The organism is Ramlibacter sp. (assembly GCF_036383835.1).
Lineage (GTDB): Bacteria > Pseudomonadota > Gammaproteobacteria > Burkholderiales > Burkholderiaceae_C > Ramlibacter.
Genome location: NZ_DASVNN010000016.1, coordinates 22497 through 47916 on the forward strand (window position 1 = coordinate 22497; position 25420 = coordinate 47916).

The 25420-nt window shown below is 69.2% G+C and carries 25 protein-coding genes and 1 riboswitch; of the genes, 16 read left to right on the forward strand and 9 right to left on the reverse strand.

Annotated features, from left to right (window positions below):
- The first annotated feature begins 8 nt into the window (after positions 1-8).
- A riboswitch (ZMP/ZTP riboswitch) is annotated at positions 9-134 on the forward strand.
- 31 nt (positions 135-165) lie between these two features.
- Positions 166-1410, forward strand: a complete 1245-nt coding sequence (gene glyA / locus VF522_RS03005) for a serine hydroxymethyltransferase (RefSeq protein ID WP_330906734.1) — start codon at positions 166-168, stop codon at positions 1408-1410.
- 96 nt (positions 1411-1506) lie between these two features.
- Complete coding sequence (nrdR, locus tag VF522_RS03010; RefSeq protein WP_330906735.1) at positions 1507-1956, forward strand: transcriptional regulator NrdR; 450 nt, start codon at positions 1507-1509, stop codon at positions 1954-1956.
- A 6-nt stretch (positions 1957-1962) separates the two neighbouring features.
- Here nrdR and VF522_RS03015 read toward each other — a convergent pair whose 3' ends face one another.
- From VF522_RS03015 to VF522_RS03045, 7 genes are all read right to left on the reverse strand, one after another.
- The gene (locus tag VF522_RS03015; protein WP_330906736.1) at positions 1963-2505 is read right to left on the reverse strand and encodes a GspH/FimT family pseudopilin; all 543 of its coding nucleotides are present in this window, start codon (positions 2503-2505) and stop codon (positions 1963-1965) included.
- Between the two features lie 125 nt (positions 2506-2630).
- Positions 2631-7355 carry a hypothetical protein gene (locus VF522_RS03020; RefSeq protein WP_330906737.1) on the reverse strand — a complete coding sequence of 1575 codons (4725 nt, stop codon included), beginning with the start codon at positions 7353-7355 and terminating at the stop codon, positions 2631-2633.
- Positions 7356-7387: 32 nt separating this feature from the next.
- Positions 7388-7921: a pilus assembly PilX family protein gene (locus VF522_RS03025; RefSeq protein ID WP_330906738.1), complete on the reverse strand. Its 534-nt coding sequence runs from the start codon at positions 7919-7921 to the stop codon at positions 7388-7390.
- Positions 7918-9072, reverse strand: coding sequence for a PilW family protein (locus VF522_RS03030; RefSeq protein ID WP_330906739.1), 1155 nt, complete (start codon positions 9070-9072; stop codon positions 7918-7920). The genes VF522_RS03025 and VF522_RS03030 overlap by 4 nt, the downstream gene beginning before the upstream one ends.
- Before the next feature lie 2 nt (positions 9073-9074).
- A complete protein-coding gene (gene pilV / locus VF522_RS03035; RefSeq protein ID WP_330906740.1) occupies positions 9075-9674 on the reverse strand; it encodes a type IV pilus modification protein PilV in 600 nt (199 codons plus the stop codon).
- Positions 9671-10126, reverse strand: a complete 456-nt coding sequence (locus VF522_RS03040) for a GspH/FimT family pseudopilin (RefSeq protein WP_330906741.1) — start codon at positions 10124-10126, stop codon at positions 9671-9673. The genes pilV and VF522_RS03040 overlap by 4 nt, the downstream gene beginning before the upstream one ends.
- A 7-nt stretch (positions 10127-10133) precedes the next feature.
- Positions 10134-10580: a type IV pilin protein gene (locus VF522_RS03045; RefSeq protein WP_330906742.1), complete on the reverse strand. Its 447-nt coding sequence runs from the start codon at positions 10578-10580 to the stop codon at positions 10134-10136.
- 140 nt (positions 10581-10720) lie between these two features.
- Between VF522_RS03045 and ribD the strand changes: the two genes are divergently transcribed.
- The 14 genes from ribD to VF522_RS03115 all read left to right on the forward strand — a co-directional run bounded on the left by ribD (position 10721) and on the right by VF522_RS03115 (position 22329).
- Positions 10721-11842 carry a bifunctional diaminohydroxyphosphoribosylaminopyrimidine deaminase/5-amino-6-(5-phosphoribosylamino)uracil reductase RibD gene (ribD, locus tag VF522_RS03050; protein WP_330906743.1) on the forward strand — a complete coding sequence of 374 codons (1122 nt, stop codon included), beginning with the start codon at positions 10721-10723 and terminating at the stop codon, positions 11840-11842.
- A gap of 44 nt (positions 11843-11886) precedes the next feature.
- Entirely contained in the window at positions 11887-12516 is a 630-nt protein-coding gene (locus VF522_RS03055) for a riboflavin synthase (protein WP_330906744.1), read from the forward strand.
- Complete coding sequence (gene ribBA / locus VF522_RS03060; RefSeq protein ID WP_330906745.1) at positions 12513-13646, forward strand: bifunctional 3,4-dihydroxy-2-butanone-4-phosphate synthase/GTP cyclohydrolase II; 1134 nt, start codon at positions 12513-12515, stop codon at positions 13644-13646. Before VF522_RS03055 ends, ribBA begins: the two co-directional genes overlap by 4 nt.
- A gap of 12 nt (positions 13647-13658) precedes the next feature.
- Complete coding sequence (gene ribH, locus VF522_RS03065) at positions 13659-14123, forward strand: 6,7-dimethyl-8-ribityllumazine synthase (protein WP_330906746.1); 465 nt, start codon at positions 13659-13661, stop codon at positions 14121-14123.
- Positions 14120-14596, forward strand: a complete 477-nt coding sequence (gene nusB / locus VF522_RS03070) for a transcription antitermination factor NusB (protein WP_330906747.1) — start codon at positions 14120-14122, stop codon at positions 14594-14596. The genes ribH and nusB overlap by 4 nt, the downstream gene beginning before the upstream one ends.
- Positions 14593-15777, forward strand: coding sequence for a pyridoxal phosphate-dependent aminotransferase (locus VF522_RS03075; RefSeq protein ID WP_330906748.1), 1185 nt, complete (start codon positions 14593-14595; stop codon positions 15775-15777). Before nusB ends, VF522_RS03075 begins: the two co-directional genes overlap by 4 nt.
- Positions 15774-16190 (forward strand): tol-pal system-associated acyl-CoA thioesterase, encoded by a 417-nt coding sequence (ybgC, locus tag VF522_RS03080; protein ID WP_330906749.1) that lies wholly within the window; start codon positions 15774-15776, stop codon positions 16188-16190. Before VF522_RS03075 ends, ybgC begins: the two co-directional genes overlap by 4 nt.
- Before the next feature lie 2 nt (positions 16191-16192).
- The gene (tolQ, locus tag VF522_RS03085) at positions 16193-16885 is read left to right on the forward strand and encodes a protein TolQ (RefSeq protein ID WP_330906750.1); all 693 of its coding nucleotides are present in this window, start codon (positions 16193-16195) and stop codon (positions 16883-16885) included.
- A 1-nt stretch (position 16886) separates the two neighbouring features.
- Complete coding sequence (locus VF522_RS03090) at positions 16887-17312, forward strand: biopolymer transporter ExbD (RefSeq protein WP_330906751.1); 426 nt, start codon at positions 16887-16889, stop codon at positions 17310-17312.
- 5 nt (positions 17313-17317) lie between these two features.
- Positions 17318-18214, forward strand: coding sequence for a cell envelope integrity protein TolA (locus VF522_RS03095; protein WP_330906752.1), 897 nt, complete (start codon positions 17318-17320; stop codon positions 18212-18214).
- A gap of 115 nt (positions 18215-18329) precedes the next feature.
- Positions 18330-19043: a TauD/TfdA family dioxygenase gene (locus tag VF522_RS03100; RefSeq protein ID WP_330906753.1), complete on the forward strand. Its 714-nt coding sequence runs from the start codon at positions 18330-18332 to the stop codon at positions 19041-19043.
- Positions 19044-19314: 271 nt separating this feature from the next.
- Complete coding sequence (locus VF522_RS03105) at positions 19315-20445, forward strand: ABC transporter substrate-binding protein (RefSeq protein WP_330906754.1); 1131 nt, start codon at positions 19315-19317, stop codon at positions 20443-20445.
- A gap of 10 nt (positions 20446-20455) precedes the next feature.
- Complete coding sequence (locus VF522_RS03110; RefSeq protein WP_330906755.1) at positions 20456-21334, forward strand: TauD/TfdA family dioxygenase; 879 nt, start codon at positions 20456-20458, stop codon at positions 21332-21334.
- Positions 21331-22329 (forward strand): Bug family tripartite tricarboxylate transporter substrate binding protein, encoded by a 999-nt coding sequence (locus tag VF522_RS03115; protein ID WP_330906756.1) that lies wholly within the window; start codon positions 21331-21333, stop codon positions 22327-22329. The genes VF522_RS03110 and VF522_RS03115 overlap by 4 nt, the downstream gene beginning before the upstream one ends.
- Positions 22330-22346: 17 nt before the next feature.
- On the opposite strand, the gene VF522_RS03120 is transcribed toward VF522_RS03115, so the two are convergent.
- Positions 22347-23117 (reverse strand): PIG-L deacetylase family protein, encoded by a 771-nt coding sequence (locus tag VF522_RS03120; protein WP_330906757.1) that lies wholly within the window; start codon positions 23115-23117, stop codon positions 22347-22349.
- A gap of 7 nt (positions 23118-23124) precedes the next feature.
- Positions 23125-25420 (reverse strand): DNA polymerase III subunit alpha (gene dnaE, locus VF522_RS03125; protein WP_330906758.1); only part of this gene is annotated, 2296 nt, incomplete at its 5' end.

Consider the following 25420-nt stretch of genomic DNA (forward strand, 5'->3'; position numbering starts at 1 on the left):
GGTAAACTAGCGGCGTACGCGACTGGCGATAGGCGCCCTGCACGGGGCGCTGACGTGGGCCACTTCAACCACTGGGGAGCGTACCGCGGCTCCTCCGAGGCTTCCGCGTTCCGCCGTTCGCCTGGGCAGCCCTTGTCTTCGGGACAGGGAACACGCACGACTGCCATGTACGACCGCAACATCCTCATCGAACAGACCGATCCCGAACTCTGGGCCGCGATCCAGGCCGAGAACCGCCGCCAGGAAGAGCACATCGAGCTGATCGCCAGCGAGAACTACGCCTCGCCGGCCGTCATGGCCGCCCAGGGCACCCAGCTCACCAACAAGTACGCCGAGGGCTATCCCGGCAAGCGCTACTACGGCGGTTGCGAGAACGTCGACGTCGCCGAGCAGCTGGCGATCGACCGCATCAAGCAGCTGTTCGGCGCGCCCGCCGCGAACGTGCAGCCGCACTCCGGCGCGCAGGCCAACGAAGCCGTCTTCCTCGCCTTCCTCAAGCCCGGCGACACCATCATGGGCATGAGCCTGGCCGAAGGCGGCCACCTCACCCACGGCATGCCGCTGAACATGAGCGGCAAGTGGTTCAACGTGGTGAGCTACGGCCTGAACAAGGAAGAAGCGATCGACTACGACGCGATGGAGCGCAAGGCCCGCGAGAGCAAGCCGAAGCTGATCATCGCCGGCGCTTCCGCCTATTCGCTGCACATCGATTTCGCGCGCTTCGCCAAGGTGGCCAAGGACGTCGGCGCCATCTTCATGGTCGACATGGCCCACTACGCCGGCCTGATCGCCGCGGGCGTCTACCCCAACCCGGTGCCGCACGCCGACGTGGTGACCTCCACCACCCACAAGAGCCTGCGCGGCCCGCGCGGCGGCTTCATCCTGATGAAGCCCGAGCACGAGAAGGCGATCAACAGCGCCATCTTCCCCGGCCTGCAGGGCGGCCCGCTGATGCACGTGATCGCCGCCAAGGCGGTGGCCTTCAAGGAAGCGCTGTCGCCCGAGTTCAAGACCTACCAGCAGCAGGTGGTGAAGAACGCCCAGGTCGTCGCCGAGACGCTGACCCAGCGCGGCCTGCGCATCGTCAGCGGCGGCACGCAGAGCCACGTGATGCTGGTCGACCTGCGCTCCAAGGGCATCACCGGCAAGGAAGCCGAGGCCGTGCTGGGCGACGCCCACATGACCATCAACAAGAACGCGATCCCCAACGATCCCGAGAAGCCGATGGTCACCAGCGGCGTGCGCGTCGGCACCCCGGCGATGACCACCCGCGGCTTCAAGGAAGAGGAAGCGCGCCTGACCGCCAACCTGGTGGCCGACGTGCTGGACCACCCCCGCGACGCCGCCAACATCGCGAAGGTGCGCGAGCAGGTCAACGCCCTGACCCGCCGCTTCCCCGTCTACAAATAAAAAAATGACAGCCCCCACGGTCGGCGCTTCGCGTCCTCCCTGCCCCCCGAGGGGGCTCTCGCTTGCTTGGGGCGGCCCGGCGCGGCGCTCGGCGCCATGAAGTGCCCGTTCTGCGGCCACGGCGACACCCAGGTGGTGGAAACGCGCATGGCCGAGGACGGCGACTTCATCCGCCGGCGCCGCCAGTGCGCCAGCTGCGAGAAGCGGTTCACCACCTACGAGCGGCCGGACGTCACCTTCCCCGCGGTGGTGAAGAAGGACGGCCGGCGCATCGAGTACGAACGCGCCAAGCTGCTGGCCTCGTTCAACCTCGCGCTGCGCAAGCGCCCGGTCAGCACCGAGCAGATCGACGGTGCGGTGGAACGCATCGAGGAGAAGCTGCTGAACCTCGGCGTGCGCGAGATCCCGAGCTCGCGCATCGGCGAGCTGGTGATGCGCGAGCTGAAGAAGCTGGACAAGGTGGCCTATGTCCGCTTCGCGAGCGTCTACCGCAGTTTCGAGGACGTCGACGACTTCAAGAGCGTCGTCGACGAGATCCGCCGCTGACGCGCCTCAGCCGCAGGAAGGCAGCTCCACCTTCGTGGTGCGGGGCCGTCCGCTCGCATTCAGGATGATCTGTCGCGCGCCCGCCGGGCCCGCCGACGCGGCGCACACCGTGAGCGTGCCGGCCTGGAAGCCGCCGCCCACCGTCTTCGTGGCCCCATTGGGCGCATAGCTCACGTACCTGGCCACCGGCGCCGTGCCGGTCAGGCGCAGGTTGCCGGACAGCGCCTGCTGCCGGCGCACCAGCGGCTCCTCCGCTCCGCGCACGCCGTCGCCGTTGGCGTCCTCGAACACGATCCAGCCCTGCTGCCAGCCGCCGGTGGCAGTGCACCACTGCCCCTCGGCCGACTTGCAGATCGCCACCCGCGTGCGCCGCTTCATGGCCTCGCTGCGCGTGAGCAGGAGGTCGCCCAGGAGCTCGTTGGAGGCCGCGGTCACGCGCGTGGAGTCGACCAGGTCCTTCATCGAGGGCACCGCCACGGAGGCCAGGACCGCCGTGACCGCGAGGACGGACAGTGCTTCGACGAGCGTGAAACCTTGCAGCTGGCGCATGCGGCCAATCTAGGCCGCGGCGCCGGCCGCCAAAAGCAAATCGGGCCACCCGAGGGGTGGCCCGATTGGGACTTCGTCGTGTCGCGCAGTTCACTAAACAGCGGGCGCGACCGTCGGAGGCGGCGCTACTTCTTGTACCAGTACGTGCGCTTGAGGTTCTTCGGGATGGGCAATGCGCTGTTGCAGTTCTCCAGGGCGGAGGAACACGGCGTGCTGTTGTTGCCTCCCAGCTGCTCGCCCGACACGCCGCAGCCGATGCAGAACTTCTCCTGCGTCGAAGTGGGGTTGCCGTTGCTGTCCGTGCCGGTGATCGTGATCAGGCCGCTCACCGCGCTCGGCGGCAGGCCGCCGCCCTTCAGCTCGTTCTGCACCTGCGCGCCGGTGAATGGGTTCACCGCGTAGGCGCGCGCCGTGCCCAGGTTCGCCGCACAGGTGCCGTCCGGCTGCTTGGGCTGGTTCGTCGCGAAGAACACCTGGCCGTTCACCGCCACCGGCGCATTCACCGCCTTCTCGCCGCGCGTCGGCGTCATCGAAGAATCGGGCTGGTTGGTCGTCTCGTTCCAGGCCGTGCCGATGAAGTTGAGGTAGAAGCCGGCGTCCGTGTAGCCGGTCGCGCCCGACGCCCACGCCGTGTACGTGGCGTTGAACAGGGAGTTCGGGACCACGTTGCGCGTGTTCAGGTCGGTGCTGTTCACCGTGACCCCGTAATCCTTGATCATGAAGAAGCGGTCGTTCGTGAGGAAGGCCGAATTCGTGAGGTCGCTCCGCAGCGGGTGCTCGCGGTCACCCGACGCGATCGACAGCATGTCGTACCCGGTGGGGTCCCCGGCCGGGCGGATCGTCAGCACCGACGGCGGGTAGAAGAACTTCCGCGGCGTCGTCCCGGAAGCGCATTCGCCGGCATTGCAGCCGAGCGCCGCCACTTTCGTGATGCGCCAGTTGCTCACGCTGGCATCGGCCACGTCCGCGCGCCACAGGTTGCCGCCGAGGTCGCCCCAGTACAGCTTGTCGGTGAGGCCGTTCAGGTCACGGTCGACGAACGTGATGTCCGCCGGGGTGGCGTACTTCATGTCCGCGACCTCGCGGCAGGCCGCCGTCGAGGGCGGGCAGGACACGCTCGCGCTGAAGATCTTCTCGCCGGTCAGCGCATTGAGCACGAAGATGCCGCGGCCCATCGTGTCGGCCACCGGCGGCTCCCTGTCCTGCGCTTCGTCGTAGCCTGCGCCGAAGACCAGCACGGGCAACGGGACCTGGCGCGTGGTCGCCGGATTGCCGCCCGAAGCCGGCACGGTTTCCGTCGTGGTCAGGTTCTGCAGCAGGGTGACGCGCGGGCGCGACCACGTGAGGCCGAGCTCGCCGAACCCGGGCTGGTCCGACTTCGCCGCCTGGTCCGAAATGCGCCACAGGACCTGGGGAGCGGCCGGCTGGGTGACGTCGATCGCATACATGAAGCGGCCGCCACGGCGCATCGTCAGGTAGATGATGGCCCGCGTGATGACGCCGCGATCGTCGATCTTCTGGTACACGCCGGTCGGCCCGTCGACGAAGTAGGTCTTGGGCTCGGCCAGGGACGAGAAGGTCCCGGGGTACTTCACTTCCGGCAGGTTCGTGCGGTAGCGGTTGATGAGGCCGAAGTGCTCCTGCAGGATCAGGCCCCAGAACTCCCCGCCCGCCGGAACCGTGACGCCGCTGTTCGTCGTGGGGTCCGACTGCCGCCCGTTCACGGCGCGGTACACGCCGTCGTTCGAACCGTAGAACACCACGATGCCGCGCGAGTCGCCGTAGTTGATCACCAGCGGCCGCGAGTGGAGCACGTCGCCGTGCACGGAGGGGCGAACCGTGATCGTGTCGGGGTTGGGAGTCGGCCCCAGCTCGTCGCCGTGGTTGTCCTCGCCGCGCAGCCAGCGGATCATCGCGTCCCGGTCGGGGGCGGTGTTGCCGCTGAAGGCCTGCATGTTGCCCGTGGCGGACAGGGGCGGGTTCAGGACGATCGGGCCGAACGTGAACGTCGAGCACGGCGACGCGCCGACGCACGTGATCTGCCATTGGTTGACGTAGGCGGCCTCGTTTTCCTGGGGCGTTCCGCTCGGGCTGATCACCACGGTCTGGCCGTTCGCGAACGTGCTGCCCGCGGGCAAGGTCGCCGTGACGGTGGTCCCGCCGTTGCGATTGAACGCGTTGGCGCCGACCGTGACGGGCGGCTGGGCCGTATCGGCCAGCGTCACCCCGCCGCCGGTGCCGCCCATCGAAGGCGTCACCGCGATCGGGATCGTGAAGGTCGTGCAGGGGCTGGTGCAGGTGATCCGGAACGTCCCCGCGTAAGCGGATTCGTTGTTGTTCGTGCCGGTGCTGGAGATGATCACGTTCTCGCCGTTCCGGAACCAGTTCTGCGAGGCGACGCCGACGCTCGCCGTCGCGCCGCTCACGACCGTCGTCGTCCGGCTGATGGTCGCGGCCTGGGCCGTCGAAGAGGCCGCGATCGTGCCGCCCGCACCGACGTCCCGGGCGCCGGTGACGACCCCGATCCGGATGGTCTTGCCGTCGCTCAGGATTTCCGTGACCCTGTGGCTGACGTTGTAGAGGTCCTTGTCGCCGCCCTTGACGCCGACGATGGTCACCGTCTCGCCCACGTGGAAGTCATGCGTGCCGGTGACCGTCACCTTGTAGCCGGCGGCGTCCGCCTTGATGCCGGAGATGCTCAAGGGCGTGGTGGAGGCGTGCGCCACGGCGTAGGTGTTCCGCGGAGGCGAGACGGGGGCGATGTCGACCGTGAACGTGAACTGGTTCGACGTGACCGTCTCGATCGTCCAGCTCCGGTTGTAGTCCGCGCCCGTGTTTCCGGTGACGGACACCAGCTGGCCGACCGCGAACCCGTGGACGTCGGCGGTGGTGACGGTCACGATCTCGCGGGAGCCCCCGGTGGCGGCGCGGCTGATGCTGGTGATCGTCTTGCTGCCGCCGGAACCGGGCACGCTGATGGTGTAGCTGCCCTGGGACGGGGAGACCGGCCAGTCGCGCACGGCCATGGTGAACTTGTTGGGGAAACCGCTGACCGGCTCCACCGCCGCCGTCTGGTTGTAGGCCGCCTGGTCGGCACCGCGGACGGTGACGATCGAACCCGACCGGAATCCGTGCGCGCCCCGCGTCGTGATGGTCGCGACCGCCCCCGTGCGCGTGATGGACTCGACGGGCACCGTCAACGACGAGCCGAAGTCGGCGGCCACGATGTTGGCGTTGCTGGTCGCGAAATCGTTCAGCGCGTTCGTCAGGTTGCGCTCGCACGTCGCCGCCTGGTCGGGGCAATACGTGTACACGCGGCGGGGGTTGGCCGTGGTCCCGCTCGCGCCCGCGAAAGTGGCGCTCAGGTTCTGCTTGCGCAGTTGCTGCGCGACGCCGCCCTTCTCGACGACCTCGCCGTCGGCGCTGTCGAAGCCGCTCGCCGGCTCGCCCTTCGGGTCGTTGGCGAAGAAGCCACCGGCGCTGTCGGGCAGGACTGCGTCGTCCCGGTAAGTCCAGAAGCTGATGGCGTTGGGCGAGAGGAAGCCGGTCGAGCTGTTGATGGCCGCACGGCTGTTGACGTCGCCCATCACCAGGGTGCCGGCGTTGTTGCGCACCAGCTGGTACTGCTTCAGGTTGCCCAGCCAGCGCGGGGCGCCGGTGCCGTCCGGCCGGAACATGCCCAGGAAGATCTGGTTGAGGTAGCTGCCCTCGGCGTTCACCGATACGGGGAGCGAAGCGGACGAGAAGACGCTGTTGGTCGCCTGCGCCTCGTTCAGGGCCGACGCCACGGCCTCCTTGACGGCGCCCGCGTCGCCCACGCGGTACGCCTGGCCGCCGCTGACCGTCGCCATCGACTGCAGCAGCGCCGGATAGGCCGCCGTGCACTGGTTGCTGCCGTTGTCGATGATGCCGATGGTGTAGGTCGTGATGTTCTGCTTGCCCAGCTGCGCCTCGGTGCCGCCGTCCTTGAACTGCAGGAAGCGCGCCCACTCGTCGGCCCAGTTGGAGGACCAGTCGTTGGAGTTGGATGCCGCCACCGCCGTGTCGATCCGGCCCGGGCAGATCGGGGGGTCGAACACCTGCGTCTTGGTGATCTTGTCGGCCAGCGTGCCGCTCGTCCCGTAGCGGATCGTGTTGGCGCCGGCCGTGGTCAGCGCCGTGCCGGAGGGAGTCTCGTTCGCCGGGCTCTTGTCGGTGTTGCCGATGTAGATGATGAAGTTCTTCTGGCAGCCCTGGATGTGGGCCGTGCCGTACGTGCGCCCCGACAGGCCGGTCCGCGCGTAGAAGTACGCGTAGGCCTCCTGCATCATGCCGCCCGCTTCCGCGCTCGTCACCGTGAACGGGAAGGAGGTCGGCGTCTCGCCGCTGTTCTCCTTCTTCCAGCTCTTGATGAAGTTGATCAGGGGCGTCTTGGTATCCACGGCGCCGGTGCCCGTGGTCTTGGCAAGGGTGGTGAAGGGCACCAGCAGGCACCCGCCGCTGCTGCCGACGCACCCCTTCGACGTCGCGAAGTTGTTCGCGCTGCCGGCCAGGATGCCCACCTGCAGGGTGTTGTTCGGCAGCGTGCTGATGGTGTCGACCAGGGCGCACTGGATGATGCCGCCGGCGGTGTTCGTCCCCAGCGACGGCGCACCCGTCCCGTCCGCATAAGCCGCGCAGCCTCCGCCGCCGAAGGTCGATCCCACGTTGGAGCTGTTGTCGATGATGAACAGCACCTTCGGCAGGGCGTCGCCGGCGGAATTCTCGAAGTAGATGTCGATGTCTTCGGCGCGCAGCTCGGACGAGTAGGCCACGGCTCCCAACGCCGCCAGCAACAGGACCGATTGGATGAAGCTTCGGATTTTGGTCATGGTGGATCCAGCGCCCTCTCGCGCCTGTGTGATTAGGGGCATTGCACTTCGGCGCCGACGCGCGTTGCAACGCCCTGCAGAACGGTGGTCCTCGCGCCACTCCGGGCGTCGTTCACGCTTGCCTGCACGTCCCATTGCTGGTTCTTGCAGGCCGTGGGGGTGGAAGTCAGCTTGTTCTCGGACGTGATGATCTTTTCGCTGTCCGCGCCTTCGAAGCACGGCAGGTCCTTGGGATCGGTGGGGTTCAGCTCCGTGTTGCTGATGTTCTTGTTGAACAGGCACGCGGGCTTGGCCACGTTCACGGAATAGTCCTGCCCGCCCGCGGACACCGTCAGGGTGGGCTGGGCCGCGACGGTGCTCATGTTGGGCGTATCGATCATGGTCTTGATCGTCTTTTCCACCGCGAGCTGGGCCGCGACCATGGCTTCCGCCTCGGACTGGACGTTGCCGGTGATCTTCAGGTTGATGTTGCCGAACCGGATGGCCGAGACCACCAGCAGGCTCAGCACGATGAGCATGACGAGGGCGATGACCAGCGTGATGCCGGACTGGCGGCCGCGATTCACAGGGACCTCCGGAAGCTGGGGTTCACGAGCCGCACCGATTGCGAGAACACGTGGCGCTTGTACTTGGCCTCTTCGCCCGCGGCCGGCACCATGGCCCCCGCCAGGCCGAGCGGATAGCTCTTGGCGTCGGTGAATCCCGGGGAGCGCTCGATGCTGCGGGCCAGGATGAACAGCTTCACGCTGACCACCGCCGCCCAGTCGCCGACCGCCGTCAGGGACGAGGCGGCGATGTCGGCGCCGTCGGGCGCGCCGTCCTTGGTGGCCGCCGCGTCGAATCCGTACTCGACCTGCAGGTTCTCGACGCCCTCGGAAATCGTGACCGGGTCGGCCCAGGCGAGTTCGCCGGCGGTCGCGCCGCCCTTGTCCAGTTCGAGCATCTTGAGGCTCGGGATCGCATCCGGCGTGCCGCTGCAGACGCTGCAGGTGCTCACGTAATAGATGCGCGTGACGAACCTGCGCACGGTGGCCATGGTGACCTTGTCCTTGCGCTTCAGCTCGAAGGCCGTCGCGGCGTTGGCGCCCAGGTCGAAGCGGGTCTCGAACAGGCTGGTCGTGGGATTCAACCCCGCCTGCGTGAAAAGGCGGTTGCCGTTCGCGGCCGCTCCGAGCGTGCCCACGACCGGGACGCCGGAGCCGTTTTCGTACGGCGTGGAGTTGGAGTCGGCGTGCCGCACCACCAGGACATCGGTGCCGGGCTTCAGGTTCGGCAGGCAGGACAGCGTGACGTTGCCGCCCCCCGCAAGCGCCGGCAGCGCCGCCGTTCCGTTGTACCCGGGGCGCGCCGCGGTGCCCGGCACGTCGAAGCCGGTGATGTGCAGGCCCATGGCGGCCACCTGCTCGGCCTGCGTCGGCACGGCCGGATTCGCCCCGCAAGGATCCGCCCAGGCCGCGGGCGCGGCGGGCGACAGGGAGATTTCACCCCAGTAGCCCGCCATCTGCAGTTCGTCGGCCAGGACGCGCGCCGAATACCGGCCGCTTTCGATCAGCCGGCCGGCCCGGTCGACCTCGGCCCGGTTGCTGCTCTGGTCCGCGATCAGGGTGGCGAGCGCGGCCACCACGATCATGCCGATCGCGATGGAGACCATGAACTCGACGATCGTGATGCCGCGCTGGAGGCGGCGCGGGACGAGGTGGAAGTGCGAGGTGCGCATGCTCAGCTCGATACCGGGGGAATGAGGGTGAGCCCGACGGCGCGGCGCTTGGTCTCGTCGCCGTACTGGCCGGAGCCGCAGGTGATGGCCGCGGGCGGGCCTCCCAGGGTCTGGCCCCCCTGCCAGGCGACGCTGACCATGAAGACGCCGGTGGTGGCGTCCTTGGCGATGCAGCCGCGCGCGCCCAGCATGGAACCCACGTTGCTGCCGCCGATCTGTTCCGTGCTGCCCAGGAGGAGGTCCTGCCATTCCCGCAGGTCGCGCGTCGCGCGGTCCTCGCGGGCCGCCTTCTCGGCGACGGTTCCGCTCGCGCAGCCCGGGGTGACGGCCGCGACGGTGCCGTGGTCGGTCCCGAACATCACGCCGGCCGCCTGCGAATAGCATTCCGACGCCATCCGGTTGCCGCCGATGCGGGCGGCCATGTCCTGCACCAGCAGCAGCGCCTGCGCGCGCTGGTACGACTCGAGCTGCGCCCGCTGGCTCTCGATCATCACGCCGATGAGGCCCAGCAGGCCGATCATCAGGATGACCATCGACACCAGCACTTCGATCAGGCTGGCGCCCAGCTGGGACGACACGCGCCTGGGGGTCTTCCTGCTCATGAGCAACTCGTCGTGGTGGTGTTGGGCACGCCGCTGACGCCGATGGTCACGCAGCGCACGGTCTGGGTATCGGCAGCGCTGAACTGGAAGCGCATCGTGTTCGGGACGCGCCCGTTGCCCTGGAAGGGGACGCTGGTGAAGGCCACGTCGTTCGGGGTGATGGTCACCTGGGTGGGGGCCTCCCGCGTGACCAGCGTCGTGCCGCCTGCGGCCACCGTCCAGCCCTGCCAGTTGGCGCCGGTCTGCGCCACGCTGATCGAAGTGTTGCGCTTGACGGCCTCGCTGCGCGCCAGGAGCAGCGCCGCGGCGAAGTCGAAGGCCGTGTTCTTGACCCGCTGGGCCGCCATGAACTCGCGGAACGAGGGCACGGCGATGCCGGCCATGACGGCCGCCACCATCACCACCATCATCAGTTCGATCAGCGTGAAGCCGCGCTGGGTCCGCATGGTCATGCTCCCGTCACCAGCACGTCCCGGCGCTGCCGGTCGCTTCCTTGGCGCCCGTGCTGCGCAGGGTCAGCGTGCCGCAGCCCGCGTCCTGGCTCGACTGGGGGCTCTTCGGCGCCGCGGTGACCGAGTGGCTCGGCGGCGCGCCGGTGGCGTTGCTGGAGGTGACCGTCAGGTCGTAGTTGCGCGTCACGTCGGCGGGGATGTTGACGCCCAGGTTGGCCATGATCGTGTCCGCGTTGGTCACGCTGCCGCTCACCGCGGGGTAGTACGTCCGGGCGTTCAGGATGTACATCTCCTGCCGGCTCGCGATCGCCTGCATCACGGCCTGGGCCGCCGTCCGTTTCGACTTCGCGACGTGGCTGGTGTACGACGGGTACGCCACGGCCGCGAGGATGCCGATGATGGCCACGGTGACCATCAGTTCGATGAGCGTGAAGCCCCGCTGCTTGCGTTCCAAGGCGTTCTCCTGAGACCCACTTTTGTTCATTGGCCGCGACCTTATCGGACCCCCCGGTGGCATGCCACCCGACCCCTGACAACCGGTCGGATCGACTGCGCGAATGGCTCTGCGGCTGCCGAGTGGATGAGAATGCGGGGATGAGCGTGTCTGAGCCGCATGTTTTCCGGGCGCTGGAACTGGCCCGCCGCGCCGTCGGCCGCACCGAGCCGAACCCCCGCGTCGGCTGCGTCCTGGTGAGCGCGGACGGAGCGCGCGTGCTCGGCGAAGGCCATACGCAACCGGCGGGGCAGGCGCACGCCGAGATCGTGGCTCTGCAGGATGCCGCCGCCCGCGGCGAGGACGTGCGCGGTGCCACCGCCTACGTGACGCTGGAGCCCTGCGCCCACCATGGCCGCACCGGCCCGTGCTGCGACGCCCTCGTCGCGGCAGGCATCGCCCGGGTCGTCGCCTCCCTCGCCGATCCCAATCCGCTGGTGGGCGGCCAGGGCTTCGCGCGCCTGCGCGCCGCGGGCGTGGCGGTGGAGGTCGGCCCGGGCGCAGCGGAAGCGCGCGAGCTGAACCTCGGCTTCCTGAGCCGCATGGTCCGCGGCCGGCCCTGGGTGCGGATGAAGGTCGCCGCCTCGCTGGACGGCCAGACCGCGCTCGCCAACGGCCGCAGCCAGTGGATCACCGGCGAGGCGGCGCGCGCCGACGGCCACGCCTGGCGCGCCCGCGCGGGCGCCGTGCTCACCGGCATCGGCACCGTGCTGGAAGACGATCCGCGGCTGGACGTGCGCCTGGCGCCGGTCGGCATCCAGCCGCCGCTGGTGGTGGTCGACAGCCGCCTGCAGACGCCCCCGTCCGCCGCCCTCTTCCGGGTGCCGCAGCGGCCGGTCTGGCTCTACGCCGCCGAGGACCATCCGCAGGCGCAGGCGGCGCTGGAGGCATGCGGGGCGACGGTGCTCCACCTGCCGGGTGCGGGCGGCAAGGTGGACCTGGCCGCGTTGATGAAGGACCTGGCCGGCCGGGGCGTCAACGAGCTGCACGTGGAGGCCGGTTTCAAGCTGAACGGGTCGCTGCTGCGCGAGGGGCAGGTCGACGAATTGCTGGTCTACCTGGCGCCGAAGCTGCTGGGCGCCGGCCAGGGCATGGTCAACATCGGCCCGCTCGAGGAGCTCACCGGGGCGGCCGGACTGGAGTTCGCGGAAGTGTCGCGCGTGGGACCCGACTTGCGCATCCTCGCGCGCATCCCCGGGCGGGCCGACTTCCAGGCCGATTGACCCATCCGGGAGAGCAGGCCGCACGAACCTGCCAAAATGGCGGGATGTTCACCGGCATCATCACCGGCGTCGGGCGTATCGCCGCCATCGACGACCTCGGATCTTCCTCGCAGCACGGCAAGCGGCTGGCCATCACCGCCCCGGCCGGCTACCTGGACGATGTCGGACTCGGCGACTCCATCGCCCTCAACGGCGCCTGCATGACGGTCACTTCGCTCGACGCGAACGCCGGCCGCTTCACGATCGACATCTCCGCCGAATCGCTGGACAAGACCGCCGGCCTGGCCGATTTCGGCCCCGTGAACCTCGAGAAGGCGCTGCGCCCGCAGGACCGCCTGGGCGGCCACCTGGTCTCGGGCCACGTCGACGGCGTCGGCACGGTGACGAAGATGGAGCCGGTCGGGGAGAGCTGGGAACTGCGCGTCCTCGCCCCGCAGGCGCTGGGCAAGTACCTCGCGTACAAGGGCTCCATCACCGTCAACGGCGTGAGCCTCACCGTCAACACCATCGCCGATTCGGCGCAGGGCACCGAACTGAGCATCAACCTCATCCCGCACACGGTGCAGAACACAGCGCTGCACGCCCTGAAGGCGGGCAGCCGGGTCAACCTGGAGATCGACCTGATCGCCCGCTACGTCGAGCGCATGCTGAGCGCCGGAAAGGTCAACGCATGAACGCCAGAGCGCCGCTCACCCCGGTTCCCGTCTCCTCGGTCGAGGAGATCGTGGAGGAGATCCGCCAGGGCCGCATGGTCATCCTGGTGGACGAGGAGGACCGCGAGAACGAGGGCGACCTCGTGCTGGCGGCCGACCACGTGACGCCGGATGCGATCAACTTCATGGCCCGCTTCGGCCGCGGGCTCATCTGCCTGACGCTGACGCGCGAACGCTGCGAGCGGCTGCAGCTGCCGCCCATGGTGGCCCGCAACGGCACCAAGATGGGCACGGCCTTCACCGTCTCCATCGAAGCGGCCGAGGGCGTGACCACCGGCATCTCCGCCGCCGACCGGTCCCGCACCGTGCAGGCCGCCGTGGCGCGCAACGCCAAGGCGCAGGACCTCGTGCAGCCGGGCCACATCTTTCCCCTGCAGGCGGTGGATGGCGGCGTGCTGATGCGCGCCGGCCATACCGAGGCGGGCTGCGACCTCGCCGGGCTGGCGGGCTACACGCCCGCCGCCGTGATCTGCGAGATCATGAAGGACGACGGCACGATGGCGCGGCTGCCGGACCTGCAGCTGTTCGCCGCGGAGCACGGCCTGAAGATCGGCACCATCGCCGACCTGATCGCCTGGCGCAGCCGCAACGAGACGCTGGTGGAGAAGATCGGCTCGCGTCCGCTGGTGACGGCATACGGCGAGTTCGTGGCGCATGCCTGGCGCGACAAGCCGAGCCAGGAGCTGCACCTGGCGCTGGTGAAGGGCGAGTGGCAGGACGGCGACGTGGTGCCGGTGCGCGTGCACGAGCCGCTGTCGGTGCTCGACGCGCTGGAGCTGGCCCGCCCGATGCACTCCTGGAGCCTCGACGCCAGCCTCAGGCACATCGCGGCCACCGGCCGCGGCGTCGCCGTGCTGCTCAATTGCGGCGAGAGCGCCGAGCAGCTGCTCGCGCAATTCGAAGGCACGGCACGCGCATCGCACGCGCCCGAGCGCGGACGCATGGACCTGCGCACCTACGGCGTGGGCGCGCAGATCCTGCGCGACTGCGGCGTGCGCAGGATGAACCTCATGGGCACGCCCCGGCGCATGCCCAGCATGACGGGCTACGGCCTCGAAGTGGCGGGCTACACGCCCCGCCCGGACGCATAACAAGGAACACGAATGTTTGGCGCGAACAAGGGCACGGCCGACCGGCTGGACGGCAAGGAATTGGTGATCGGCATCGTGCAGGCCCGCTTCAACCAGGAGATCACCAACGCGCTGGCCAAGGCGTGCTGGGAGGAGCTGCTGGCCCACGGCGTGCAGGAAAAGCACATCGACCACGTGCAGGTGCCGGGGGCGCTGGAAGTGCCGGTCGCGCTGCAGGCGATGGCGGAAAAGGGCGGCTACGACGCGCTGGTCGCGCTGGGCTGCGTGATCCGCGGCGAGACCTACCACTTCGAGCTGGTGGCCAACGAGTCGGCCGCCGGCGTCACGCGCGTGTCGCTGGACTACCAGCTGCCGATCGCCAACGCGATCCTCACCACCGAGAACGAGGCGCAGGCCGTGGCCCGCCAGGACGAGAAAGGCCGCGACGCGGCGAAGGCCGCCATCGAGATGGCCAACCTGCTGGAATCGCTCGAATGACCGCCACGCCCCGCAAGACGTCGGCCAAGCCGCCGCGCAGCCGCGCGCGCGAGTTCGCCGTCCAGGCCCTGTACCAGCACCTCGTGGGCCGGCAGGACGCCGAATCCATCGACCAGTTCACCCGCGGCCTCTCGGGCTTCCACAAGGCCGACTCGGTGCACTACGACGCCCTGCTCCACGGCTGCATCCGCGAGTCGGCGGAGCTCGACGCGCTGATCCTGCCGCTGCTCGATCGCAAGCTGGAGGAGATCTCCCCCATCGAGCGCGCCGTGATGTGGATCGGCACCTACGAATTCCTGCATGCGGCCGACGTGCCCTGGCGCGTGGTCCTCAACGAATGCATCGAACTCGCCAAGGAGTTCGGCGGCACCGACGGCCACAAGTACGTCAACGGCGTGCTGAACGGCCTGGCGCCCAAGCTGCGCAGCGTCGAAGTGGAGGCCGATCGGGCGACCGGGAAGGCGCGACCGTGAAGGTATCGCGCAGAGCGGAGCGCATCGAACCCTTCTACGTGATGGAGGTGGCGAAAGCCGCCTCGCAGCTGGCACGCGAAGTCGCCGGCACGGCCAACCCGATGATCTTCCTGAACATCGGCGAGCCGGACTTCACCGCGCCGCCGCTGGTGCAGGAAGCCGCCGAACGCGCGATCCGCGACGGCCGCACCCAGTACACCGACGCCACCGGCCTGCCCGCGCTGCGCGAGCGCATCAGCGGCTGGTACGCCCAGCGCTTCGGCGTCGACGTGCCCGCGCGGCGCATCGTGGTGACGGCCGGCGCCTCGGCGGCGCTGCAGCTCGCCTGCCTGGCGCTGATCGAGGCCGGCGACGAGATCCTGATGCCGGACCCGAGCTATCCCTGCAACCGGCATTTCGTGAGCGCCGCCGAGGGCGACGCCGTGCTGGTCCCCACCACGGCCGCCGAGCGCTACCAGCTCAGCGCCGCCAAGGTCGAAGAGCACTGGGGCGCGAAGACCCGCGGCGTGCTCCTGGCCTCGCCCTCCAATCCCACCGGCACCTCCATCCACCCGGACGAACTGCGCCGCATCCACGCCTTCGTGCAGGGCCAGGGCGGCATCACGCTGCTGGACGAGATCTACCTGGGCCTGTCGTACGAGGACACCTTCGGCCACACCGCCCTGGCGCTCGACGACCAGGTGGTGAGCATCAACAGCTTCTCGAAGTACTTCAACATGACCGGCTGGCGCCTGGGCTGGATGGTCGTGCCGGAAGCGCTGGTGCCCGCCATCGAGCGGCTGGCGCAGAACCTGTTCATCTGCCCGAGCACGGTGGCGCAGCACGCGGCGCTCGCCTGCTTCGAGGCACAGAGCATCGCGGAATACGAGCGCCGCCGCCTGGAATTCAAGGCCCGCCGCGACTGGTTCATCCCGCAGCTTCGGGCCCTGGGCCTGCAGGTCCCGGTGATGCCCGACGGCGCCTTCTACGCCTGGGCCGACTGCAGCGAAGCCGCGCGCCGCCTGGGCGTGCAGGGCAGCTGGGACTTCGCCTTCGCCGCGATGCGGCGGGCCCACGTGGCCGTGACGCCGGGGCGCGATTTCGGCCACGCCGAGACCAGCCGCTTCATCCGCTTTTCCACCGCGAACTCGATGGCGCAGTTGCAGGAAGCGGCGGCGCGCCTGGGGAAACTCCTGGGATGACGGGGCACGGTCCGGTCTTCACCTGGCCGGTGCGCGTCTACTGGGAAGACACCGACGCCGGCGGCATCGTCTTCTACGCCAACTACCTGAAGTTCTTCGAGCGCGCGCGCACCGAGTGGCTGCGCTCGCTGGGCGTGATGCAGAGCGGCCTGCGCGAAAGCGCCGGCGGCATGTTCATCGTCAGCGAGACCTCGGTGCGCTATCTCGCGCCGGCCCGCCTGGACGACGAACTTCTCGTTACGGCGCGGCTCGAAGCCTCGGGGCGCGCGTCCTTGATAATTGCCCAGCAGGCGCTGCGGGCAGACACCGGCGCTTTACTCTGCGAGGGCACCATCCGCATCGGCTGGGTGGATGCCGCCACCCTGAGGCCCGGCCGCATTCCCGCAGCCGTGCTGGACGTGCTGAATACCTAGGAATGAACCAAGACCTCTCCATCCTGCAACTGGTGCTGGGGGCCAGCTGGGTCGTGCAGCTGGTGATGCTGCTGCTGCTGCTCGTGTCCATCACGAGCTGGGCGGCCATCTTCCGCAAGCTGTTCGCCCTGCGCCGCGTCAACGCGCTCAACGAGGACTTCGAGCGCGAGTTCTGGTCCGGCACCAGCCTCAACGACCTGTTCGCGGCCGCCGCGCAGAACGCCAAGCTGGCCGGCCCCATGGAACGCATCTTCGCCTCCGGCATGCGCGAGTACCAGAAGCTGCGCGAGCGCCGCATCAGCGACGCCGGCCACCTGCTCGATGGCGCCCGCCGCGCCATGCGCGCAAGCTTCCAGCGCGAGCTGGACGCGGTGGAGACGCACCTGTCCTTCCTCGCCTCGGTGGGCTCGGTGTCGCCCTACGTGGGCCTGTTCGGCACGGTGTGGGGCATCATGCATGCCTTCACCGGCCTGGGCGCGCTGCAGCAGGTGACGCTCGCGACGGTGGCGCCCGGCATCGCCGAAGCCCTGGTCGCGACCGCGCTGGGCCTGTTCGCGGCGATCCCGGCGGTGGTGGCCTACAACCGCTTCGCCCGCGACATCGACCGCGTCGCGATCCGGCTGGAGACCTTCATCGAGGAGTTCTCCAACATCCTGCAGCGCAACCTGGGCGCGCATTCCGCGTCCGGCCACTGACATGCCCGGAGTGGCCCACCGCGGCCGCGGCCGCCGCACGATGAACGAGATCAACATGGTCCCGTTCATCGACGTGATGCTGGTGCTGCTGATCATCTTCATGGTGACGGCGCCTCTGATCACGCCCAGCCTGATCGACCTGCCCAGCGTGGGCAAGGCGGCCAAGCAGCCGGACGCCGTCGTGCAGGTGGTGGTGAACAAGGATGAACGCCTCGAGTTCAAGGCCGGCGACAAGACCGTGCCGACGACCCTGAAGGACATCGCCCCCGCCATCCTCGCCGCGCAGACGGGCAAGCCGCAAGGCAGCATCGCGGTGGTGATCAGCGCCGACCGCAACGTGAAGTACGAGACGGTGGTGAAGGTGATGGACACCCTGCAGCGCAATGGCGTGCAGCGCGTCGGCCTCTCCGTGCAGCTCGCGCCGTAGGAACCATGCACGCCGGCGCCGACCGCCCCGAGTTCGCCCCGCCGCCGGAGCCGGCGCTGCTGCGCGCCGCCGCCCTGGCGGTGCTCGCGCACGCCCTGCTGGTGCTGGCGCTCATGCACGGCCTGAAGTGGCAGCGGGAAGCCGACAACTCCGTGGCCGAGGCGGAGCTGTGGTCGGCGATGCCGCAGCAGGCGGCGCCGCGGGAAGTGCCCCAGCCACCGCCGCAGCCCGTCGTCAAGCCGGAACCGAAGCCCGAGCCGAAGCCCGAGCCGGTGGCCAAGCCGGAACCGCCCGTCAACCGCGATGCCGAGATCGCGCTGGAGCGCGAGAAGCAGAAGCGCGATCTCGAGAAGAAGCGCGTGGCCGAGGAACGCGAGGAGCAGCGCCGCAAGCTGGAAGCGCAGAAGAAGCGCGAGGAGGAACTCGCGAAGAAGAAGGAGCAGGAGAAGAAACTGCTCGCCGAGGCGAAGAAAAAGGAAGACGAGAAGAAGCACAAGGAGCAGGAAGCGAAGGAAGCGCGCGAGACGAAGGTTCGCGAGAAGCTGCGGGAAGAGACGATCAAGCGCAACATGGCGATGGCGGGGACTGGCTCGCCGACATCCACTGGCAGCGCAGCGCAATCTTCTGGGACATCGAAGTCCTGGGGCGCACGCGTGAACGCCCGCGTGAGGCCCAACATCGTATTTAGCGAGAGCGTCGCGGGCAACCCCGAAGCAATCGTGGAAGTGCGACTCGCTCCTGACGGAACGATTGTCGGGCGGCGAATCAAGAAATCCAGTGGAAATAAGGGGTGGGATGACGCGGTGCTCCGGGCTTTGGACAAGACCGAGGTACTCCCCAAGGACGTGGACGGACGCGTACCTCGCGACCCCGGCGATCTGATTTTTCGCCCCAAGGATTAGGTCGCCCTGTCATTTCTGACAGGGGTCCGCTTAGGGACCTCACCTCTTCCCCGCCGCCGCCGAGCTGGCCGACACTGCCCCCGAGCGCGCCGGCGAGCGCGCGGCAGGGAGCACCATGCACTATCAGCCCATCACACCGGCCTTCGGCGCGCTCGTCGAGGACCTGGATGTCACGCAGCTCACGCGGCCCGAGCTGCGCCGGCTTTACGAACTCTGGCAGCAGAAGCAGGTGCTCGTGCTGCGCCGCCCGCGCGCGGACCGGCAGGCGCTGCGCCAGTTCGTGGCCTCGCTCGGCGACGGCGAGGCGCTGCCCGGCGTCGCGCCGGCCGAGACGCTCTGGAACGCGGACCAGTCCACGTCCGAGCGGCCCTCCTTCGGCTGCCTGCTGCACAACGTGGAAGCACCGCCCGCGGGCGGCGCCCTGTGGCTGTCGTGCCTGCCCGCGGCGCTGCACTTCATGCCGCCGGACCTCGTCGCGCGCCTGCGCTGGATGGCCTTGCAGCACGGCCCCCAGGTGCATCCCCTGGTCGTGATGCAGCCCGAGACCGGCGAGCCGACCCTGTACCTCGGACAGCGGCGCGGCGCGCGCGTGCTGGGCGTGTCCGAGCAGGAATCGGAGCGCCTGCTGAACATCGTGTGGAGCTACGCCACCGCGGACGCGGTGACCTGGCGGCACCGCTGGCAGCCGGGCGACGTGGTGCTGTGGAACAACCTCACCATGCTGCACCGGCACGAGGCGGTGCCGGCGGGCGCGGCGCGCGTGCTGGAAGGCTGGCGGCTGAAGTGCCGCTACACGCTGACGTCGCCGATCCAGCAGGAAGCCGCCTAGCGCGGAACGGCAGGCCGTTCGTGTTGCAACCGCATTCGGGATGCCGCTGAGCCAGCCCTAAGCGACGCGCCTAACGTCCAGTCGCAAGCGGCCACCTGCTTCATCGCACCGCTCCCGATTCGATAGCGTTATTTGCAAGCATTGGTAAGTTGAGGCCCAGCCCTCCAAATCCCCCTAGGCAACGGCCCTGACTCATCCGGACACTTGCGGGCGCGGCCGAGGGGGTGCGGGAGCACCGGCGCGCAAATAAAAAAGGGGAGGGAGAACGAACATGCAGCGACGCATTTTCCTGGCGCGCAGCGCCGGCCTGTCACTCGCGGCCGGCATCGGCCCGGCCATCGTGCGCGATGCGGCGGCGGCCTCGCCGATCGTGGTGGGACAGTCCGCCGCGCTCACCGGGCCGCAGGCAGGCTTCGGCACCGCGATGCGCGACGGCCTCCAGGCCGCGATCCACGCCGTCAACCGCGCCGGCGGCGTGCAGGGCCGGCCCCTGCAGCTGCTGACGCTCGACGACCAGGGCGACAAGGCGAAGACCGAGACGAACGTGGAGCAGCTCGTGTCCGCCCGCCAGGTGGTCGGCCTCACCGGATTCACCACCCGCCCCTGCTCCGAAGCAGGCGCGCTCCTCGCCGCGAAGGAAGGGATCGCGCTCGTGGGTGCCTTCTCCGGCACGCCGCTGCTGTACGGGGACAAGGCGCCGACCACCTTCACCACGCGGGCGAGCTACGAGCGCGAGCTCGAGGCGATCGTGCGGCACTACCGCCTGCTCGGCGTGCAGCGCTTCGGCTTCGTGCACCTCGAGGACGCGCGCGCCACCAACGTGCCGCTGCTGGAGAAGATCCTGGCACGCCATGGCGGCCAGCTCACCGTGACGGCAGGCGTCGACCGCAAGGGTCCGGCGCTCAACGCGAGCGCGCTCAAGGCGCTGGAGAGCAACCCGCCGGAGATGCTGATCATCCTGGCGAACAACGCGCCGCTCACCACCTTCCTGCGCGAGTACGCACCGCGCACGCTGGTGCTGCCGAAGATGGTGATCTCCTTCGTCGACCGGGAGAAGCTGCTGGCCGAGCTGGGCTCCAGCGCGGCGGGCGTGGGCTTCAGCGTGGTGGTGCCCGAGTACACCAGGGAGAAATACATGGTGGTGCGCGACTTCCTCACGCACGCGCGGGAGATGAAGATCGCCGTCACCCCCGTCTCGCTGGAGGGGTTCATCACCGGGCTGGCGCTCGCCGAGGGCCTGCGCCAGGCGCGCGGCGACGGCCGCGCCGCGCTGATCGAGGGCATGGCGCGCGTGAACGGGCTGGACCTCGGCTACACGAACCTGCGCTTCAGCCGCAGCGAGCGCGCCGGATCGCGCTTCGTCGACCTCTCGCTCGCCTCGCGCAACGCCGGACTGGTTTGAAAGGACAGGCATGACGCTTCGCCACACCCCCCTCACGCCCGCGCTGGGGGCCCGCATCGACGGCGTGGACCTCGCACGCATCACCGCGCCCGAATTCCAGCAGCTGTACGACATCTGGAAGCGGCACCACGTGATCGTGATGCGGGACCAGCAGCTCACCGATGCCGGCTTCGAGCGCTTCTCGGCGATGCTGGGCGAGCTCGATCCGCCGCCCAACCAGGGCGCCGGGCGCAAGAGCGTGCCCGGCCACCCGAACCTCTACGTGGTGTCCAACCGCAAGGACGCCGCCGGCGAGCCGGTCGGCGCGCTGGGCGACGGCGAAGCGGCCTGGCACACCGACATGTCCTACCTGGAACGGCCGCCGCACGCTTCGATGCTGTGGGCGATCGAGCTGCCGCGCAGCGGCGGCGACACCTGGTTCGCCGGCATGCCCGCGGCGCTGCGCAGCATGCCCGCCGACCTGGCCGCGCTCGCGCGCACGCTCACGATCAAGCACGACGGCACCTACGACAGCGGCGGCAACCTGCGCAAGGGCATGGTCGCGAACGACGATCCCACCCGTTCGGCGGGCACGCCGCATCCGGTCGTCATCGTGCAGCCGGAGACCGGCGAGCACACGCTCTACCTGGGGCGGCGGCGCAATGCATGGATCCCGGGCCTGCCGCTGGCCGAATCGGATCGCCTGCTGGACGTGATCTGGGGCTACGCCACCGCCGAAGCGGTGACGCTGCGCCACCAGTGGCGGCTGGGCGACGTGGTGCTGTGGAACAACCTCACCACCATGCACCGGCGCGACGCCTTCCCGCCGGACCAGGTCCGCACGCTGCACCGCTCGCAGATCAAGGGGCGGTACGTCCTCACCTCCCCCATCCACCAGGAAGCCGCATGATCACCCGCCGCAACTTCACCCGGGGCCTGCTCGCCTCGTCCGTCGCCGCAGCCCCCACGGTGCGCGCCGACGACTACCCGAACAAGCCGATCCGGCTGGTCGTAGGCCTGGCGCCGGGCGGCATCGCCGACCAGACCGCGCGCAACATCGCGCCGCGCCTGGGCGAGGTGCTGGGGCAATCCGTGGTGGTGGAGAACCGCACGGGCGCGGGCGGCGCGATCGCCACGCGGATGGTCGCGTCCGGCCCGGCGGACGGCTACACGCTGCTGACCGCCTTCGACGGCACGCACGTGACCATCCCCGCCGCGAACCCCTCGGCCGGCTTCGACCCCCTCGCGGACTTCGCGCCGATCGCCAAGGTCGTGGATTCGGCGGTCCTGATCTCCGCGCATCCCAGCTTCCCGGCGCGCGACTTCGGCGAGCTGGTGCGCCTGTGCAAGGAGAACCTGCGCACGGGCAGGGGCACCATCGACTTCGGCACCTCGGGCGTGGCCAGCACCGCGCACCTGACCATGGAGCTGCTCAAGCTGCGGCTGAACTTCTTCGCGACGCACATCCCTTATCGCGGCGGCGGCGACGCCCGCGCGCAGGTGCTGGGACGGCAGATCCCGCTCATGCTGGCGGCCGTGCCGACCACTTCGGGCGACGTCCGGGCCGGCACGCTGAGGGGCCTGGCGGTGACCAGCGCGAAGCGCACGCCCGCGCTGCCGAACGTGCCGGCGCTCGCCGAGCTGCCCTTCCCCGAGCTCAAGGGCCTGGACATCAACAACTGGGTGGGCCTGGTCGCGCCCGCAAAGACGCCCGCGCCGATCATCGCGAAGCTCGATGCCGCGCTGAAGGAGGTGCTCGCCTCCGAGGACGTGACGAGGCGCCTCATCAACTCCGGCTCGACGCCGGTCAGGAGCTCGCCCGAGCTCTTCGCCCGCCAGATGGCCGCCGACTTCAACCAGTGGAAGCGGGTGATCGCGGAGTCGAAGCTGCGGCTGGACGCCTGAGCGGCCGCCGCGCGGCTTCACCCGCGCACCCGCCACATCCTTTCCGCCGGCTCGCCCGCGCCGACCGCGCTCGCGTGGTCGGCCAATGCGGCCCGGAAGTCGGGCCGGAAGCGGAAGATCACCGGCAGCTGGCTGGCGTAGCAGGCCACCGATTCCAGCTTGGTGTCCATCGACTCCGCGACCGGCGCGGCGATGGCGGGTTCCACTGCATCGCCCACCTGCTCCAGCCTGCGCGCCACGCCTTGCGGCGTGTGGATGGCGTAAGGCAGGTCTTCGTAAGCCCACACCTCCACGCCGCGCCGCGCGAGCACCCGCCCCGTTTCGAAGGCGATCTGGTGGTCCACGTGCGCACCCACGGCCAGCGGCACGAAGACCTGGTTGCCCGGGCGCCATTCCGGCAGGTGCATGAGCTCTTCGCAGAGATGCTCCGCGAAAGCGAGTTCCTCCGCATGCAGGCCGCCGTACAGGTCCGCGTCGCTGGCATAGCGATCGCCGCGGTAGATCGCGTCGGGCAGGCCCAGCCAGCGCACGTCGCAGCCGAGGACGGCGGACGCGCACGCGTCCTCCTCCCGCCGCGCGGCGGCGACCGCCTCGGCATCCTCCAGGCCCCAGCGCTCGTGCTTCCATTCGGCGAAGGGCCCGACCATCGCATCGAGCACCTCGCTCGCGAACACGGTCACGATGCGCGGCTGCAGGCCCAGCGACGCGAAACGCGCGGCCGTGCCGCCGCAGGACAAGGCCACGTCGTCGTAATGCGGCTGGATGAACAGCGCGGGCGCAGGGCGCATCGCGCGATCAGCTCTCGTAGACGATCTGGGCCAGCCCGCCATGGGCCTGCGCCATCCAGCTCGCGAGCGCCGCGTCGGTCGGGTAGAACTTCGCCTGTTCCCCCAGCTGCAGTTCCGCCGTGGCGGATTCGCGCTGCACCAGCAGCCGCACGCCCAGCCCGCGCAGCAGCTCGCCCTGCTCCGTCTGTTCCTTCCTCGGCGGGAAGTCGCGCACCAGCCGCTGGATGTCCGGCGCCGTGCCGTTGACGGCCACCTTCAGGTACTTGCCGAAGCGGCAGCGCGCCGTCGCCAGGTCCCAGATCTGCTGGATGTTGAGGCGGAAGCCGCCGGAGAAGCGGTCCGGCTGCAGCTTGGCCTGCACCACGATCAGCTCGTCGTCCTTGAACCAGGAGCGGTGCGGGCTGTACACGGATTCGTCCGCCGCCGCCTCGATCACGCCGCTCTTGTCGTCCAGCTTGAACAGCGCCAGCTTGCCGCGCTGACCGTTGATCACGCGCAGGTCGTTGACGATGCCCACCAGCATCAGCGGCTCGCGCGTGTCCACCAGTTCCTCGATCCGGCGCTTGCAGAAGCGGCGCACCTCGCGCTCCACCTCGTCGAACAGGTGGCCCGAGAGGTAGAAGCCGATCGCCGTCTTCTCGTTGGACAGGCGCTCCTTCACGCCCCAGGGCATGACTTCCACGAGATCGGGTTCCTGCGTGCTGGCCGCATGCGAGTCGCCCATGTCGAACAGGCCGCCCTGGTTGGCGTTGGCCTCGGTGGTGGCCGCGAAGTCGAAGGCGCGGTCGATCGACGCCACCAGCGCGGCGCGATTCATGTGCAGCGAATCGAAGGCGCCGGCCTTGATCAGCGCCTCCACCGTGCGCTTGTTGATGCGCGCGCGGTCCACGCGGCAGCAGAAGTCGTACAGGCTGGTAAATGCGCCCTGTTCCCGCGCCGCCACGATCGCCTCGACCGCCGACTGGCCGGTGCCCTTGACCGCGCCCAGGCCGTAGCGGATGGCCTTGTTGGAGATCGGCTCGAAGCGGTAGGTGCCGCGGTTGATGTCCGGCGCCTCGAAGGTCATGCCGAACTTGTTGACCGCGTCCTCGAACAACACCTTCAGCTTGTCGGTGTTGTCCATTTCGATGGTCAGGTTGGCGCAGTAGAACTCCGCCGTGTAGTGCACCTTCAGCCAGCCCGTGTGGTAGGCCAGCAGGGAGTAGGCGGCGGCGTGCGACTTGTTGAAGCCGTAGCCCGCGAACTTCTCCATCAGGTCGAAGATCTCGTCGGCCTTCTCCTGGGGGATGCCGTGCGTCTTGTCGGCACCGGCGCGGAAGCGCTCCCGGTGCTCGGCCATCTCCTCGGCCTTCTTCTTGCCCATGGCGCGGCGCAGGAGGTCGGCGCCACCGAGCGAGTAGCCCCCCAGGATCTGCGCGGTCTGCATCACCTGTTCCTGGTAGACCATGATGCCGTAGGTCTCGCTGAGCATGTCGGCCACCGCGGGATGCGGATATTCCACCGTCTCGCGGCCGTGCTTGCGGGCCACGAAGCTGGGGATCAGGTCCATCGGGCCCGGCCGGTACAGCGCGTTCAGCGCGATCAGGTCCTCCAGCCGCGAGGGCTTCGCGTCGCGCAGCATGCCCTGCATGCCGCGGGATTCGAACTGGAACACCGCCTCGGTCTTGCCGTCGGTGAACAGCCGGTAGGTGTGCGCATCGTCCAGCGGGATCTTCTCGAAGGCGAAGCCTTCCTGGCCCGGGTGGCGCTTGACGATGAACTCGCGCGCGAGCTCCAGGATGGTCAGCGTGGCCAGGCCCAGGAAGTCGAACTTCACCAGGCCGGCGGCTTCGACGTCGTCCTTGTCGTACTGGCTGACGGCGGAGTCGCTGCCCGGCTGCTGGTACAGCGGCGTGAAATCGGTGAGCTTGCCCGGCGCGATCAGCACGCCGCCCGCGTGCATGCCGATGTTGCGCGTCATGCCTTCGAGCTTCTGCGCGAGATCGAGCAGCGTCTTGACCTCGTCTTCCCGCTCGTAGCGCTCCTTGAGGATCGGCTCCTGCTCCAGGGCGTCGGCGATCGTGATGTGCGTGCCGGGCTTGTTCGGGATCAGCTTGCTGATGCCGTCGCAGAAGGTGTAGCTCATGTCGAGCACGCGGCCGACGTCGCGCACCGCCGCCTTCGCGGCCATCGAGCCGAAGGTCGCGATCTGCGAGACGGCGTCGGCGCCGTATTTGTCCTTCACGTACTGAATCACACGATCGCGGCCGTGCTGACAGAAGTCGATGTCGAAGTCGGGCATCGAAACCCGTTCCGGATTCAGA